The organism is Ruminococcus flavefaciens MA2007 (assembly GCF_000621845.1).
GTDB lineage: Bacteria > Bacillota > Clostridia > Oscillospirales > Ruminococcaceae > Ruminococcus > Ruminococcus flavefaciens_E.
Genome location: NZ_JHXF01000020.1, coordinates 48,693 through 63,188 on the forward strand (window position 1 = coordinate 48,693; position 14,496 = coordinate 63,188).

Sequence of the window (14,496 nt, forward strand, 5' to 3'; positions counted from 1 at the left end):
TACTCCTTGTTTTTTACAATTATATCACATAATCCTGGTTTTTTCAAGATATTGGATATTGCCATATATACTTAAATATGATAAAATAAAATTATCTAAACATAAGGAGAAGTCCCCATGGCCAAATATGCCAAAAAGGAGGTTCTGTATGAAGACACACAGGGTAATCGCCGTAACTGCCGCAGCATTTCTTTTGATTCCCACATATTCATCGGCAGCAGAAAGTGAAGCAAAGCATAGGATAGTCGGTTACCTTCCCGATTGGAACTATCGTCCGTTCAGTGAGCTGGACCTCAGTGAGCTGACACATATCAACATCGCCTTCTGCAATCCCGATGAAAATGGCAAGCTGCACTGTAATATTCCCGAAAGCAAATTAAAAAGCATTATCTCTGATGCACACAGCAATGATGTGAAAGTATTTGCTGCACTGGGCGGCGGCGATGGCTGTGACGGTTATCTTCAACACCTTGACACCCACGAAGAAAGAACTGCTTTCAATGCGAATATTATGAATTACTGTGAAAGCTACGACTTTGACGGTATCGATCTTGATATCGAGCTGGGTTCTGATCATCAAATATGGAATTTCTACGGAGACTGGTGTATGGAGCTACGTGCTCTCTGTGACGAAAGAAATATGGAGATGTCCACAGCTACAGCTCAGTGGGTAGCTGAAAAAGTCACTCCCGAAACTTTTGCACTGTTCGACTTTGTAAATGTTATGGCTTACGACAATGACGAGGATAGATACTCCCATGCATCGTATGAATACTCTGGCAAGTGCCTCGATTACTTCTCAGCAAAAAAGAAAATTCCTAAAGAGAAGCTGGTTCTCGGTGTACCGTTTTACGGCAGAGGCTATACATCTGACGGTGAGCTTGACTGGAACTCATATATGTCATTTGCGGATATAGTGAGCAAAGGCAGCAAGTATTATAATGCCAACAACTACAACGATATCGCATACAACGGAGCTGCTACGATAGCTAAGAAAGCTGAACTTGCTAAGAATTACGGCGGTATCATGATATGGGAGCTTACACAGGACGCAAAGGGCGAAAAGTCGCTTTTGAAGGTCATCAGTGATACCCTCAGAGGTGAAACTTTCATTGCAGGTGATGTAAACGCTGACGGCAGCTTCAACGTCTCAGACCTTGTACTTATGCAGAAGTGGCTACTTGCTGTTTCCGATGTTGAACTGGAGAACTGGAAAGCTGGAGATCTCTGCGAGGACGACAGAATAGATGTATTTGATATATGCGCAATGAGAAAACGTCTTATAGCAGGTCAACCAATTACAAAGGAAATACTATGAAAGGGAAGTATATGTTCAACGGGTTTATTTTCACTGAACAGCTTTTGCTGCGGCGTGGGGCTGCTCCTGTTTTTCTGCGGGGAGCGGAAGTTTTCCATCTTGCAGCATAATTAACAGAATATTTACAATTTCAGCCGCACATCGTCAATTTTCAGACGTTATAATATGTGTAAAGAAAAATACACGCAAGGAGGTTAGATATGAGTATTTTTAAACGTTTATTATCAATTGCAGCTTCGGCGGCGGTAATGCTTTCTGCAGGAGCCTCTGCAGTGACGACGACTGCGGTCGGTGTGAGTCCTGATGTCAGTGTGTCGTTTCCCGAAAAGCTTGCTGCCGGCAATGCTCCTGATTGGGTACCGAAGAACTATCTGGATGCATTTGAGTTCATCAACAAGCACGGTGCCACCTATGTGCAGGGCGAGTATGTCTGCGTTATACAGCAGCGTTCAAAGGCGCCTAATGCTTATTATGCCATGGATTGTACATTGTCCGACAGGTCATCCGTAAATGTACAATATGCCTTTTCAGGAGAAATAAACTTCAGTCCCGATGACGCTCCCGACAAGAGCGACACGGAGGCATATGAGGAATATTATAAAAGACTGAAGGCAGCAGGGATATCCGAGGATACAGAGGAGCTGGACAATTACTTCAGAGTCGAGGTATACAGACCTGTTCTATCCTATATAGATGTGACGCTGGAGGAGGGTTGGTATGACGGAGAAACTCCTGTGGTCACTTCCTCGAATACCTATAAATTCGGTTATCAGCTCTCTATTTTCAACCAAAAACAGCGGGATATCTTTGAATTCATGCCCGACAGCGTTGAAGAGTATGATGACTTCATAAAGGAACATGGAAATGTCTGCGTCTTCAACAATTATCTGATCTATTGCGGCGATGTATTGAGCTCGGCAGGAGAGGAACTGAAAATGGAGCAGAATGGCGATGCTCAGGTGAGGGAGGTCATAAGCTATACTATCAGTGAAAAGCTGGCTGATATGAGCAATGCTCCTGACGGAGCTCCCGTAATGACAGTAAAGATGTACGAGCCTGTTTCCTGGGGCGAGTGCGATGTTGATTTCTGTCATGTCCGCTTTGATAATACGGTAAATAAAGTGATAAGCAATAACTTTACTATTGAAGAGGACGAGGCTCAGAATGTGAACTTCAAGATCGTCAAGAACAACAGTGATCTTCCAGAATGGGTGCCTACGGATTATACTCAGACCGTGAAGTTTGAAAATGAGCACGGCGCGTCATATGTTGCAGACGGCTATGTATGCTGTATACGTAGATCTGACAGATACGGCAAGGGACTTTCAAAGAGGATATATATGGATCTGCTGGACGAGGAAGAGTACAATCCGTACGAATGTCAGGTTTACTCAAAGGTCTTTACCTTCCCTGAGCCCGAGGACACTTCCTCGGAGGCATATGAAAAATACCTTTCTGAGCTTAAACAGCTTGGTATTACGGAAAAAGAGCTGGAATACGCCAATAAGGAGATACGCTACAGCGTTAATGTATTCAAGCCTAAGCCGTCTTCAAGGCTGAACGTGTACTTCGATGACTACCGCGGTAATATCGGAAGCGACTTTGGAGGAAAATGCAATCTAAGCTTCAGTATAGACAAGGACGGCGTTATAACCGAGAATGATCTCTTCAGCTGGGTGCCGGATACTATCGCAGAGACAAGGGAATACATAAAAAAGAACGGCAATATTTCCACCCATGATGAATATCTGGTATTTTGCTCAGTCAGCAATGCTTTCAGCATTGATCTTTCACAGGATGGCATACCCGAGCTGGAAAAGAGCTTCGATTACCATCTTGAGAATGCGCAGCTGGTTGATATCCTCGGCGCTCCCTATGCAAGAGTAATACTTTATATGGGAGACAGGCCAGGCACCTTGACTGCGGATTTCGGCTACAGTGGCGGAAAGAGCGAGTATGAGCCCAAGGACTCAAAAGTATCTGTCAGGTTCGATAACGATCTTATCCCGAGCATCATCAGCAGGAAGGAGTGCGATTCCCTTATCCTCGGAGACTGCAATTATGACGGCGTCTTCGGAATTTCCGATGTGGTAGTCCTTCAGAAATGGATCCTGGGCAGCGGCAAGCTCAGAAAGCCTGAGAATGCGGATATGAACGGAGACGGAGTTCTTGACATATTCGATCTGCTCAGCATGAAGAAGCAGGTCGTAAATGGTGAGGGGGGCTCCTACGGACTTGTTGCGGAGCCCAAGCCCATGCTGCTTGTTGTTTATCAGAATTTTGCTTGGGGAACGCAGCAAAGCATGACTTTATATGATGAGAATGGAGTCGCATACAGTATGTCCTATGGCAGTTCCAAAAGAGGAACAGATAAGAATACATATGACGAGTTATTCAGTTTAGGCTACGACGAGAACTGGTACGAAAGACTGACAGCCATGATGACGAGCGAAAATGCCGACGGAAAGAATCTGCCCGACCAGCTTGTAGGCAGAGCAAGAAAGCTTTCCCGAGAGCTGGACAAGCATCTTAATGATCAACCTGGTAAAAGGATAGGTCAGATGTTTGACGCGGGACAGTCCACACTGTACCTTATCGGCAGCGACAGCGACGGAAAGCCTGCTTTTCTCGAGATATTCACTTCAGGAGATGTTCTGGGCTGGATAGACTGCGAGGAGATACAGGAGTACCTCAAGCTTTCCAGCTACACTTCCGCAGGTCCTGACGTCTGGTCTATAAAGACTCTCGAAACAGGCGTATCAAGGTACGATCTGACTTACTGATATAAAAACAGAACCGCAGACGAAAAAATGGTTCGTCTGCGGTTATTATCTGAAAATATTTACCGTGCCTACGCCTGGCCATTCGAGAGAAGCTTTCTTCTCATAACGGTCGAAGCATTTTCTATACAAGAAGCGATATATAGAATAAGCTAATTACAGTATTAAACTGAAAGAAAGAGGAAATAAAAAATGAAAAGAATGAACATTATCACAGCACTCATGATCACAGCTACACTTACAAGCTGTGGAAAAAGCAACGACGGTCCTGCTCCTAACAGTAAACCAACAGTTACAACAACCGTTGCCGAAGCAGTGACAACCACTGCTGAATCCAAGACAACAACGGTAGCAACAACTAAAACAACAGAAGAAGCTTCAAAGGACATTGCTGATAACAGCAATGTCGAAGGAAGCACTGCCGCCTCCGACAGTTCCGGAAACATCGGCGTGGATCGTGAAACAGCTATCAGCAACGTAAAACAACTGGCAGGATCGGGTGCAAAAATCGTCAGCGTTACAGAAGGAACAAGTCTTGAAGGCTTTAAATGCTGGGTAGTGGCTGTTGAGCCTGTGACCACAGAAAACGGACCTGATACTGTAACTTACTATTCAGGCTATCAGTTCTGCTATCCGGATAACAGGATCCAGCCGGATGGCAAGCAGAATCCATTGATGAATTACATCGGCAATTATTCTAACGGCAGAGCTATGATGTATGTTTCCTGCATCGGTACTGATCAGGCTTCGATAGTTATCAAATGGAGCGGCAACGTTGCTGATTCTTCTGTATGGACGATGAGCGGTAATGTTACAGCAACTACCGAGGCAGTTACAGTGACATACAATAATTGTACAAAGGAATCTGTCAGCTATGCAGGTGACGGCTCGAACATGAGCAACACGATAGAGTATACGGACGGCAGCGGTGAGATAGATTTCATGGCTTCTGATAATAAAGCTTACTGGTATGATTCACAGGAAAATGCTTCCGGCGGAGTTCCTTTTACGTTCTATAATGAATAAAAGACAAATCGGCAGAAAAAACGTTAAACATTGTCTTCTTTTAAAACGTGGCAGCTGACGAGGTACTTTATATACATAAAGCAACATATAAAACTAAAAGGCAGCCAAACGCTGCCTTAGTTCTTATATTCAATTATAATTTCAGCATTGAAGTGTATCATTTTCACCAGAAATACCAGACGTATGATCCTTAAGTATACTTACAGATGCATTTATATGATATCACTTCAACACCGCTTCCAAACAAAACGTAGGTCTGAGCTTGCAATGTGCAAATAATTGAGTGCTAAGCTATGATTTAATTAAGAAAAGCAAGATCAGATTCATCGACTGGTTCGATAATATAGTCCTCTTCGTTTTCGAAACATACACGTTTAACACAGTCATTAAGTGCAGCTTGTTTGAATTCTTCCTTTGACATAGGTAGTGGTTTTGCATCATCTTCTAAAGCTATATCGGTAATTGTGAATGTATAATGCGCGGAACCATAATTTTTTTCTTTAATGTCACTCTTCATCCATATACCTGTTTCATAATCGATCAAAATTGTAAATTCACACGTGCATATATCAAAGTTTTCTTCTTCATCAGAAATACTTTCATATGGGATCTTAATATCTGTTGTTCCGTTTATAACTGCACATTTTCTTCCAAGATACTCTTCAAAGCCTGTAATATCCCAGTTATCAAGATTTTCAAGGAGATTCTTTCCATCAACTTTAAAATCTGTGATTTTAAAGCTCAGTTCTTCATTTTGGAAGGTATAGAATTCTTTTTTGTTGCCTAATTCATTGGTATCAGGCTCGCTAATCCCAGCCGCATCATTATGATGGAAATATTCGATATAATTACTATTGTACACTACACTGCCATCGCCACGATAATATCCGCCATTTATTTTTTTTATTGCTGTATCCTGAATATTATCGACATAAACTTCGGCGTTTATTTCATCATGATAACCGGTATCATAGTCAGATCGGCTTTCATAAGAATATGATATTTTGTCGAAATTTTTTGTATTGCCGTTTTCACATATTGAGAATATCAGCTCCTTGGTTACGTCAGACTGATCAATACTCTGTTCAGCATTGGTTTCATCGATTACACTATTCGCCGTAGTTTCATTGTCATTTATGGTAGTTGTTTCTTCGGTTATTTCAGTAGATGTTTCTTCAGATACTTCAGATGACGGCATTGTACTTCTGTTATTTTTAAGCATAATTGCGCTGCCACTGATAGCTCCGCCTACAAGAGCTATACTCATCACAGCTGCAGGGATTTTCTTCCACAGATTACGGCGTGTGTATCTTTCAACGCCGCTTACTTCATCGGTGAATACATTGTCATTACTGTTCATTCGTTCTTTGACTTTTTCGTACATTTTATCCTTCTGGCTTTGTTCTGCCTGAGGATATTCTGAAGACAGTCTTTCCAGAGTCTTTTCATCAGGATTCCTTAGCATATTTATTATTCTCCTTTTGTCTTTCATACTTATTCACTCCTATCAACAAAAGTCTGCGAGGACCTTTTTTAGTTTTTTCATTGCACGGCTTATTCTTGCACGTACCGCAGTTGACGAAAGCCCCACTATCTTTGCTATCTCTGACGACTTTCTGTCGTAGAAGTATTTTTGTATTATGATTATGGAGTCAGGTTCGCCGAGTGCCTTTATTGCGTTAATTAAAGCTTCGGAAACATTATTATTTTCAGCAATCTGCTCTACATCCGTGCCGGAAACGAGCTCACCTAAATCATCGCTGTCAATGGAAATGGTATTGTTGGATTTCCTGTTTGATTTTCTTAGCATATTTATGGAATTTCTTTTGGCAACCGTTCCTATATAAGCTTTTAGTGAGCCGCTTTTGTCAGGATCATAGTTCAGCATAATATCTGCAAATGTGTCGATGACACATTCTTCTATATCACTCATGGATACATTTCCGCGAAGAATACGCAATGTGATCGCATATACATAGTTGTAGTAATGATCAAATAAAGCACGATGGCCATCATCAGGCGAATGCTTAAGCTTGTCATTTACTTCGCTTTCGCTCATTCCTTAACTCCTTTCATATTAATTTGAGACTGTTCAGCATGATAGTTTTTCATACCGGCATTCTCCAAACAGATCTGCTTTCACTTAATACATACAATTCAAGTATTGAAATTGTGACACATTTTTAAAAAATTTTTTCAGCGTGCGCTCCACGCACAAAATCACGGTTACTAGGCCCGTCGACTTTTCTACACCGCTTCCTCCACCGTTGTCATTGCTGACAACGGCTTGCGGTTCACTACACTTGGCGGTAAATACCCGTGGCAGGACTTTCACCCGCTAGAACTGTGCCATGCCTGGCACGCTTACAAAACAGCTCCCTGTGTTTAGTCACAGGGAGCTGTTTTGCTATTTATGATATATCACCTGCATTCAAACCGGTATCTGTATTTTCAGCATATTCATTATTTTCCCTAAATTAGCCTCCTCCATTACTTTTCATTAGAGAAATAATAAAATCCATCATTTCCGGATTGAATCATACTCTTCGATGGTGCTTTAATAAAACAATTGAAGGCATCAATATAGTCATTTGCTGGTGTGACAAGTCCTATTGTTCCCGCCGTCCAAAGAATGGTATTAATTACACTATGAACTGAAGATGTTATCATAAATAGTAATAGAGGAACAATTCCTAATAAAATAGGCAAAAGACTTGATATAATGAATCTCCTTTTACTGACAGCCGCTGAACAGTAAGCGCTTGGTGCCCAATTCCTTATTAATATTTTTTTCGTACTGTTCTTAGGATAAGGAATTAAATGCAGTATCTCGTGTGGTAATAATAACAATACTCCTAATATTATTCCTGCTAGAATAAAAGGCTTGTTCAATATGGAATCTCCGTTATTATATTTATATTGCTTGAGCAGTAACAGCCCATATCCTATTGCAATCCCCATTAATCCGGCAGTTATTCTCTTTAAATTCGATGCCTCTTCTGGAATTATTCTTGCATTGCAGGGCAGTGATTCATGTTCATGTTTATAATCCTCTTTTACAAAACCTATGAATTCAAACATTTTGTATACTCCATTTCTAATGTCTAATTAAACGTTTAATCAAGATCAAAGGTTTTGAATCTTCCCCATTTCATATACAGGAATACAAACCAAGTAATCATCGTTGCTTGTATGAAGAACTGTATATTTGTATGGAATCAAATAATGATCCGAAAAAAAACTCCCTACAAAAGGTATCAGTGAGATCAGCCTTCCTTTCTTTTTCACACCATCCTTCGCATAAGCAGACGGCTTTTTATTCTGAATCCAATGCTTAATCCTTGCATTGTTTTCGGCATCTATCCACGGTTCCATCAGCGAATAAGATATTTTTGCAGTTCCAGTCACATCTACAAAGTATAATGCTTCGGTGTCTGCGTAGACAAGTTGCAGGCTGTTATCAAAGAGAAGATTCTTTTTTTGATTAAAATCATCTGAAACAATTTGCGGAAATAACATTTCAATTTCAATTGCATCATCAGGTACGTCCATTTCACCGCCAGCCAGCATTGACATTTCCTCAGATTTTCTTTTCAGCGATGGTCTGCTTACCCATATCACCCCCATCACCAATATCAACGGATATCCGAAAATAGTCAACAGACCAAACATCAGCACAAGATTCGAGTTCATTCCGGCTATGTCTCCGCCAATCCAGATTACTGCCATAATGATGACAAATAGCAGCGCTGCTCTTTTTATATTTTTCTCGAATCTATCTATTTTGTCATTGTACTGATATATGGACTCCAAAAGTGTTTTATTCGGGGCTTTTACAATGATATTTCCGGAGTTCTCACGATCCTGAAACAAATTTTTCAACATTTATCTGATTCCTTTCCATGCATTTGGTTGCTCTGACCGGATGTTGCTTTATTGCGGTCAGTCATTTTCTAAATCAAGCATTGCCTCTAACGCTTTTATCCCCTCCGGCGCAGGCAAAACGCTGTAAATAATCCTGTGCGCCCTTATGATTGTCGATTCTTGCACAGGCGAATAAAGCCATGCTGAGCGCTTGGACTTGAATTTTTTATTATATAGATATACAAAGGCATCCTGCACAACTATCACCGGATGCCTTTTATAATACATAGAATTATTTTTGCTTTTCCTCTGCCTACTTGACGGGGAGCACATCTTATTCCAATTGGCCCTATCAATTTATTTCTCTCTTATAAGATAAATATCATCAAGAGTACATCTACCCATACATAGCTCAAGCATATCTATCTCACGATATGTTGACAGATTGTTCTCACGGAGAATATCCGCTATATTCTGCCTGTCCTTGGGAATTATACGATCGCTTACCCAAAGTGAGGACAATTCTGAGTCAAGCTCCATTCTGCCATTGGTCATAAATCTGTGTATCATTGCAGGCGGCTTGTCCTTTCTCATTTCATCGGACGGACAGCGAAACTTTATACGGAATTTTGATGTTTTATCGCTGTAATAAAGCGTTCCCCAGATATAATCCTTGCCTTTTCTGGTGCTTTTTATCGTATATTCTCTCACAGTATGATACCTCCGTTCAGCAGTTTTTCATATCTGTAATCAATTGCAGCTTTTATTATTTGCTGATGTTCCTTTGATATGACGTCGCCAAGACCATAGAACATCTTCTTATAAACCTCATCGGTAAGACGTGGAAGCTTATATTTTTTGCTGACATTTTTCAGATTGCTTTCCAGATGAATACTTCCTACAAAATTATTGACGGTAATATCTCCCTTGTAATCCCAATTCTGCATAAGCTTCACATTATTGCCGTATTCATAGGTCAAAGCACGTCCATTATCAAAAATTGGTGAGGGAATAATATTATTATCGTTATCGTACAAGAGTTCGATGTTATGTCCGTGTCTGTCAACGTTCATAATAAGGTAGTCGAAGATGAAAACATAGTCAAGATACTCCTGCAAACCTATCCTACGACAATAATCAAGAGCACTTTCAGTATTTGAAAGCCTGTTGGTAAGATAGTCGGTAATGAGAGGAATAGCGGTATATCCGCTTTTAACATAATTATGGCTTCTTGCAACAAAAGTAGTATACTTCTTACCGTCTATGCTGATTTCGGACATATCTCCCATATATTTTAAAACAGGAAATCCAAGAAATAGTCCTAAACGGCTTACAATTACCTCTATCGCCGTTTCACATCCGGAAAAGCGTCCCTGTTTGAAATCAGGAAGCTTATAATAAACTTTCTTGCTTCCCGAACCATCTTCAGCTTTCAGATAAGTTCCGCCAGAAGAAGAACTGCTATAACTCCATTTCAGGAATGTCAGATCTTTCACACTCTCACCTCCACAGCCTTATTATACCTTATTTTGATTATAATTGCAACATTTATGATATTATTCTTCTATATCAGGATTAAATATATTACGCAACTCTATTCTTGCAGCATTTTCCTTTAATGCCACTATACTGCGTTTAACTTTGGATTCAACGTCATTAAACAACATCGGCTTATTCCTCACTTTCAAAAAGCCTGCCATACAGTTCGAACAAGCTGTCAAGATCATCATTAATAAGCTGAGATGCTCCGTCAATCAAGGTGTTATCGATCAGCTCTCCGTCCATATCCTCAAGACAAAGTTCAATTCCGCCATTCTGTACATAATAAGCCTCAAGCGAATCAAGACAGATAGCCTCTGGAATGATGTTATATACTTCATCTTTTATACAAGAATTATTTGCAAGATACGCTGCAAATTTCAGATTATTCAGTGTACCCAAAACATACGGACTATGAGTAGTAGTTACTATCTGACATCCGTTATTGGCAGCAATAGCTATATTTATATCCTAATTATATCATCAAGAATAATATAACGTCAATAATCAAATATCATACAATCATATTAAAAGCTCAAGATTTGTTAACCACGGTTAACAAATCACAAAATATTACCATATGTACAGGGTGGCATTCCACGATATTTCGAGAAAAATTTTCGGCGTAGCTGTACACTGGCTGTATTTTTGCTTTTTGAGGTATATAATCAAAAAATATAACTACTCGCAAGATGATGCAAAATCAACCCTGTGAGCAGTTCTTTTCGTTCTATAAATACATATATTCAGGCAAAAAATAAAAGGCACTATATTTTGCAATATAGTGCCAAAAGTCTGGTTGCGGCAGCTGGATTTGAACCAACGACCTTCGGGTTATGAGCTATACTCTCGGTATATTATAGAGTGCCATACAATATCACTTAGTCCATTTAAAGGCATTCGCACCACTATACGATACGTAATAACACGTGGTAGAATTCAAAAATTGATGTATGAATTGATGTACAGCTATTAAATTCATTGCCCCTTCTCATCACTCTTCATCAGGTATATTAACGCAAAAATAGTATACCATAAATTCTTCCAAAATGCAAGTAAATAATCAACAAATCAGGGCGCTACGCCCTGATTTTACGTTATTTATTATATAAATTCTATCAACTCATATATTCTATGCAATATGAATCCATTCATAGCACTTATGAGTAGATAATCATTTTCATGTTGCTAATTACAACTAGCTCACTTATTGGCATAGTGATAATCAATAATCGCTCTGAGATTATCAAAAATAAATGATTGTGCCTGAACTGAATACAGATTTAAATAGTATTCTTCTCCATTATCTCTTGTTTTGAGCTTAGAAGTAATACCAATATCCTCACCAACATCTGTCGCAACACGGCATCTATCAGCATTTTTACATATCATACCTATACTTTCAAGCCAGTCATTTATCCATGACGCCTGAATTTTCTTTGAGCCGTTCGGCTCAATAACTCTGTTTATTTCTTTCGCAATATCACTTACTCTGCACTCACCAGAGTTAAGCTTTAATTCAGAAAATTGCTTCTCTGTTATAAATGTTTTGATTTTTGGACGTTTTTTCGAAGTTTCATCACTTTGTTCAAACGCTTCTATCTCCCATTCCAACACACGGGAAATATACTCAAAACAGCCAATAACACGGCTGTCACGGACTATGTCATCTACATGAACTCTATTTCCAGAATTCGGGTCTATTCCATTCGCAAGCTTGTCCATATACAACTTTGCTCGTTTAAGTTTACCTATCTCATTCATTTACTTTCGCCTCTTTCTCCAAAGATTATTAAACACGATATTAATGAAATTATACCTTATTAAGGTCCGTGTTCTTTACATAGTACATTTTTACAGCCGCCTTCATAATATGATTATAACACATATAAAATAATAGATATTAATAATGTTACAATTGCCCCAACATTTATCAAACCAGATCCTCAAAAGATCTTTTTGAATCTAGATCATCCAACACAAAAAATACATTATAAATACCAAAAAAACGAAGGAAAAGATCAAAATTCAAAAAATGACAAGTAATTTATTGAAAACATATGAATACAAATATAAAGAAATGGCAGCCCCAATTGGGGCTGCCATTTCTTTATATATCATACTTCAAAATATGGTTTATTATAATATCAACACCGCCTTGTGAACTCAGCTTCTCGCCGAGTTCAGACGCCTTTCTTCGAATATTCTCTGAAGCAATAACTTTTTCAGCCTTACTGCGAATGATATCAGCTTTGAACTGCCTGTGAGGAATAATGATACCTGCTTTGTTTTTCGCAACAGATACCGCATTGTATCTTCGTTCAAAGACCTTACCTGGAACTATCATCTGCGGAACTCCGTGAAGGAGACCGTCGACTACGCTGTTCTGACCACCGTGGTTTATAAATAAAACTGCCTCGTCAAGAAGCTCATTAAAGTCCCAACGCGGAGCTATATGAATATTGCCTTTATTCTTTGCTTCAAGATATTTTGAAGCTATATACACTTCATACTCAGAACCGCTGAAAGCATTGCCTATCTCCTTCTCAGTCATAGCTGCGGAGACTGTTCCGTTCCCCATATATACTACTATCTTGTTTCTGAGCCGTTCAGATGTACTTGCCTTTTTCAGCGCACCATAGAAAGTAACATTTTCTTTTTCAATAGGCTCCAGCTCATATATACTCGGACAAAAGCACTCATCAGCCCACTCAAAGAGCTCCAGCACAGAATTTACCTGCGGCAGACCTTTCTCCTGCAAATATCTGTTCACGCCCCTTGCAAGCTTCGGAGCATTGGCATATTCAGACTGTGTAGGATAGCTGACTGTTGTAAACAACTTCTTATTTTCAAGCTTAGCTGCTATCATAGCAGGAATACTGAACTCTGAATATACAATATCAGGCTTGAAGTGCCTTATAGCTCTACGAATGCTTGCAACGCTTTTCACAAGATAATTGTAAACTGAATTACCCGTAAAAAAGAGAACTTCATCAAAGCTCTTTACTGTTTTTCTTGAAGTTATCCCAAGCTTCTGTGCAACAGGGAATACCTTTGAAGCAATAATTTCGGGCATTCCAAGGGGCGATGGAACGTCAAGAAAATAGTTCTTTATACCGTTTATTTCTGAATAGTTGACATCTTCTGCTATACAGGTTGCAACATCTATCCCTGCAGCAGCCGCACTTTCAGCAAGTAGCTTACATCGTGAGAACGGTCCTGATGTTTCTGCCATAGCTGCCATAGGTACTATAAGTAGTCTCATAATTTTTCTCTTTCTTATTGTGTTTTCACTTAGGTTCTTTTCCGATAAGCTTTATTATCTCAGCCTTATCAGCATCAGGATATAACTGCTTGATCCTGTAAACGATACGCTTCCACGACTCATAAGGAGATTCATTGTATGCGGAAGTAATTGCATCATATCCCCATAAAGCTTCAGGTGGAAGCAGCACCGAAACAGGCATACCGTACTCTGCACCTTTCTTATTTCTGCGTCTGTGGAAGTCAGCAGTAACAAGATATGTTTTCATCATAAGCTCGGTAGTAATACCCTGAAAGTTCTTTTCTCCGCCTTTTCCGAAGCCTGCTAGCTGTTTAAGTTCAGTTGACAATATCTGCTTATCTGTCCAGATAATATCACCATCACTGTCAGTATCAGTAAGGCAATCCATTATAAGCTTCTCACGGCGATTGACCTTGCTGTCCTCCCACGCGGAATCGAAGTCGTAGCCGTCACGCCTGTAATTTGCAAAATACGGCAGCCATTCCAGACTAATAAAACCAGCCTTCTTATCAAAAAATTTGCCATAAGCCACTTCATGTCCTGCCGCTATTATCTCACGCCATTCCCACGGATCCTGCTCCCTGTCACCAGTCCACCAGTAATCAGGTGAAACGTGCTCCTCAACAGAGAAGCCTTTGACTTCGTTGCCGAATAGCGGCAGGAATCCAACCTCTTTTATCCAA

Annotated in this window: 13 protein-coding genes; 3 read left to right on the forward strand and 10 right to left on the reverse strand. The window is 40.0% G+C overall.

The genetic code is table 11. The features are described from left to right. Positions 1–148: 148 nt before the first annotated feature. The 3 genes from T497_RS0109780 (at position 149) to T497_RS0109795 (ending at position 5,124) form a co-directional block, all read left to right on the forward strand. Positions 149–1,318 carry a glycosyl hydrolase family 18 protein gene (locus tag T497_RS0109780; RefSeq protein ID WP_028515457.1) on the forward strand — a complete coding sequence of 390 codons (1,170 nt, stop codon included), beginning with the start codon at positions 149–151 and terminating at the stop codon, positions 1,316–1,318. Between the two features lie 200 nt (positions 1,319–1,518). Beyond that, positions 1,519–4,101, forward strand: coding sequence for a dockerin type I repeat-containing protein (locus T497_RS0109790; RefSeq protein ID WP_028515458.1), 2,583 nt, complete (start codon positions 1,519–1,521; stop codon positions 4,099–4,101). Between the two features lie 189 nt (positions 4,102–4,290). Then, a complete protein-coding gene (locus T497_RS0109795; RefSeq protein ID WP_028515459.1) occupies positions 4,291–5,124 on the forward strand; it encodes a hypothetical protein in 834 nt (277 codons plus the stop codon). A gap of 298 nt (positions 5,125–5,422) precedes the next feature. Here the strand turns inward: T497_RS0109795 and T497_RS0109800 are convergent, their stop codons facing one another. The 10 genes from T497_RS0109800 to T497_RS18545 all read right to left on the reverse strand — a co-directional run. Then, a complete protein-coding gene (locus tag T497_RS0109800; protein ID WP_028515460.1) occupies positions 5,423–6,616 on the reverse strand; it encodes a hypothetical protein in 1,194 nt (397 codons plus the stop codon). Positions 6,617–6,631: 15 nt separating this feature from the next. Further along, the gene (locus T497_RS0109805; RefSeq protein WP_028515461.1) at positions 6,632–7,183 is read right to left on the reverse strand and encodes an RNA polymerase sigma factor; all 552 of its coding nucleotides are present in this window, start codon (positions 7,181–7,183) and stop codon (positions 6,632–6,634) included. 431 nt (positions 7,184–7,614) lie between these two features. Continuing rightward, entirely contained in the window at positions 7,615–8,205 is a 591-nt protein-coding gene (locus T497_RS0109810) for a DUF3267 domain-containing protein (protein ID WP_028515462.1), read from the reverse strand. Positions 8,206–8,250: 45 nt separating this feature from the next. Beyond that, a complete protein-coding gene (locus T497_RS0109815; RefSeq protein ID WP_028515463.1) occupies positions 8,251–9,009 on the reverse strand; it encodes a hypothetical protein in 759 nt (252 codons plus the stop codon). 336 nt (positions 9,010–9,345) lie between these two features. Then, the gene (locus tag T497_RS0109825; RefSeq protein ID WP_028515465.1) at positions 9,346–9,699 is read right to left on the reverse strand and encodes a hypothetical protein; all 354 of its coding nucleotides are present in this window, start codon (positions 9,697–9,699) and stop codon (positions 9,346–9,348) included. Beyond that, entirely contained in the window at positions 9,696–10,484 is a 789-nt protein-coding gene (locus T497_RS16495; RefSeq protein WP_037324823.1) for a hypothetical protein, read from the reverse strand. Before T497_RS16495 ends, T497_RS0109825 begins: the two co-directional genes overlap by 4 nt. Positions 10,485–10,659: 175 nt before the next feature. Further along, positions 10,660–10,929 (reverse strand): hypothetical protein, encoded by a 270-nt coding sequence (locus T497_RS0109840; RefSeq protein WP_028515466.1) that lies wholly within the window; start codon positions 10,927–10,929, stop codon positions 10,660–10,662. An 801-nt stretch (positions 10,930–11,730) separates the two neighbouring features. Next, positions 11,731–12,291, reverse strand: coding sequence for a hypothetical protein (locus T497_RS0109845; protein ID WP_028515467.1), 561 nt, complete (start codon positions 12,289–12,291; stop codon positions 11,731–11,733). Positions 12,292–12,637: 346 nt separating this feature from the next. After that, complete coding sequence (locus T497_RS0109850; RefSeq protein WP_028515468.1) at positions 12,638–13,792, reverse strand: glycosyltransferase; 1,155 nt, start codon at positions 13,790–13,792, stop codon at positions 12,638–12,640. Between the two features lie 25 nt (positions 13,793–13,817). Next, positions 13,818–14,496 (reverse strand): AlkZ-related protein (locus T497_RS18545; protein ID WP_037324825.1); only part of this gene is annotated, 679 nt, incomplete at its 5' end.